At 37.6% G+C, this 2,643-nt stretch carries 4 protein-coding genes; all 4 read right to left on the bottom strand.

Annotation, left to right across the window (positions count from 1 at the left end; genetic code table 11):
• Positions 1–127: 127 nt before the first annotated feature.
• Complete coding sequence (locus tag ACFIKN_RS09035; RefSeq protein WP_041581397.1) at positions 128–475, bottom strand: hypothetical protein; 348 nt, start codon at positions 473–475, stop codon at positions 128–130.
• 154 nt (positions 476–629) lie between these two features.
• Complete coding sequence (locus ACFIKN_RS09040; protein WP_273790335.1) at positions 630–1,064, bottom strand: hypothetical protein; 435 nt, start codon at positions 1,062–1,064, stop codon at positions 630–632.
• A complete protein-coding gene (locus ACFIKN_RS09045; protein WP_375631605.1) occupies positions 1,048–2,217 on the bottom strand; it encodes a hypothetical protein in 1,170 nt (389 codons plus the stop codon). The genes ACFIKN_RS09040 and ACFIKN_RS09045 overlap by 17 nt, the downstream gene beginning before the upstream one ends.
• The gene (locus tag ACFIKN_RS09050) at positions 2,207–2,554 is read right to left on the bottom strand and encodes a DUF1376 domain-containing protein (RefSeq protein WP_375658300.1); all 348 of its coding nucleotides are present in this window, start codon (positions 2,552–2,554) and stop codon (positions 2,207–2,209) included. The genes ACFIKN_RS09045 and ACFIKN_RS09050 overlap by 11 nt, the downstream gene beginning before the upstream one ends.
• Positions 2,555–2,643 lie beyond the last annotated feature (89 nt).

The raw sequence follows: 2,643 nt of genomic DNA on the forward strand, positions 1-2,643 counted from the left end.
CGCTGTGACTATTACCAAAGAAACAGATGCGAATGTCAAAATACTTTGAATAAAGTAGGGATTTTTTTTAATTCCTAAAAAGCATAAAAATATAAAAGTTATAATGCCAAACAAGGCTCTTAGCTGTTTATCTGTAAACATATTTATTTCCTGCGGTTTTCGATAATTTTTTGATCTCTTTATTGATCTCGTCTATAAGAGGTTCGTAATTGAGAACGCTTTTCGGAATAGCACCACCGTAAACCCATGCTTTCACTTGCGCTTTGGTACTAAAATCCGCATTTTCTGGTGTGGTATAATACTGGCCGCCATCAAACTTTTCACACTCTCTTGTACCGTCTTCATATTCGTAGAGGTTGTAAAAATACTCCTCTGCTCCGTCCCCCCAAGGAACATAACCAACAGCTGTTGCAACCCACTTTTTTCGCATGGGTTGTTTACGGATTGTTAAGAATAAATGTTTAAAAATGAACATGCTTTAATCCTAATTTTACCAATTGGTCTATTTACCTCAAATTTGATCATACAGAGCGTTTTATATTGCAGATGTTGATTATATCATAAAATCTTTAAATCGCTTTGTAAGGTGCTTTTTTGTCGATTTAAATGCATGTCTAATCGTAAAACGATCAGCACTTTTCACTAGTTTGCTGTGGACCAAAGCGTTTCATTATCCCACCAATGCCATTTAAAGTTTCTTCAAGCTCTTGCTTGTGAACAAGCGTTAGTGGTCTAAAATGCTCTTTCGCTGTTTTTTCTTTGAGTGTTTTCTCACATGTGTTTTCAATTGCTCTACGTACAGTTTCGGCTTTTGAAAGAAGGGTATTTTCTAGTGTCTGGCAATAAGTTAAAAGCTCTCCACAAGTTGGCATAAATGTTTTTGATATCCCAATTGCTTGACCAGTTACGATATCTTCGACGCCTTTTTTCAAAGCATATGCTGAAATCCGTTCCAGCATCATGCTATAGGATAGAACAACGGCTTTGGAATCTGTGTTCGCAGGGACTCTCATGCTTGAGAGTAGGAAAGAAGCTTGCTCAATTTGCTTAACTGAAGCTTTCACAGAGAGCAACGCTTGTAGAAGATTGCAAGCATCTAAGGTTTGCTCTTCCTCCTGTTTCGTCAATGTATTCCCAGCTTTCAGCGTCAATGGATACCCCGGACTGATCATTTCCATAATCTTCTCCAGATGAGAGATGATCTCTGAGTTCGTTGAAGCCTTCTGCAAGCTGTTCTGTGAAAGTTTTCTGAGTGAATTTTCCATGATAACCACCTAACCGTTTTTCCTGTTCTAATCTTGCTTTTTTCTTTGCTAGCGTTCCGATAGGGCTTGTGACCCAATTGTACCAAGTCCTTTGCCAATCTCGTTTGTTTGCATTTTTACCTGGGTTTGCTATCCAGTAATTTGTGAACCGTTCGGTTTCTAACAGCGCCTCATCATGGGTTAATCCTTGATCGATTGCGTATTGCAAATTAGGTTTGAAATCCTCTGGCAATCGACAACCGCGATTAGCTTGCGCTCGTTTTGCTTTTTTGGGAACGTTCTCTTGCTCGTGAATGGGAGGTTGGTTGTCTGATGAGGTTGTGATTTGCTCTGATGTGGTTTCAACAGCAGCAACCTCTGTTGGTTCGTCAACCAAATCGATTGTTGCTAAACTTTCAGAACCAATTTCTTTTTTTGCTAAAACGATAGTTTTAGTTTTTTTATTATATATGTTATTGTTATTGTTAATGGCATCATTAAGCATTTCTTGTGCATTGCTAAAATCCCCACAAGCATCATGCTTAGCATCCTTAAGCATACCGTTAGCATCATGCTTAGCATTTTTAGCATCTTGATCATCACTCATTGTTTTTGCTTTATGATGTTTTGCCCATTTTGCCTGCGCTGCTTTCTTTGCTCTCTCTGAAAACTTATTTAAATTTTCATTTGAGTTATTGAGTTCTTCTTCAACATCTAAACTCCACAAGCGTCCATCTTCTAAATAAATGATGTGTCCAGATCTAAATAAATAATTTAACGCCTTTTCAAATCTTTTTACTGAACAACAAGTAAAATGAGATAATATTCGTGCATCATTCAAAAGAGGCTCACGCGTGTGTAACATTCTTATCCGCAACTTCACATAAACATTGACTTCCATAGGTGGTAAATCAGAGAGTTTAAATAGCCACTGGTCTGTATTAAGTCTCGTCCAAGCCAATTTAGTTGACATATTTTACCTCCTTTTCTTCATTATTATTAAAGGTAAAATTATCTAGCTCTTCACTGAGGTTATTGAGTTCTTCTTCAACGCGCGTATTCCACAATCCATTATCTGTCTCAACAAGTTTATTATTTCTCATGAGATATTCGACAATAGTCGCAAACTTTTTTTGTGAACAATTGCAAACACGTGCAAGCGTTTCAAAATCTTCTTTAATTGGTGCTTTTTTATCGTACATGCGAACGAGAAGCGTCATATAAGCGCCCCTTTGCTCTAGCGTCATTCCATCTGTACCACTTATCCAGTCATACAAATGGAATCTTATCCATGGCATACCATTAGACATGCGCGCCTCCTTCTTTTATTAAATATAAAATTGCTAAAGCATCTGCTTCGTTGTCGTCTTTAGGCGTATGTCCTTTGGAACATATTGCC

This window comes from Bartonella sp. CL436QHHD, assembly GCF_042195105.1.
Lineage (GTDB): Bacteria > Pseudomonadota > Alphaproteobacteria > Rhizobiales > Rhizobiaceae > Bartonella.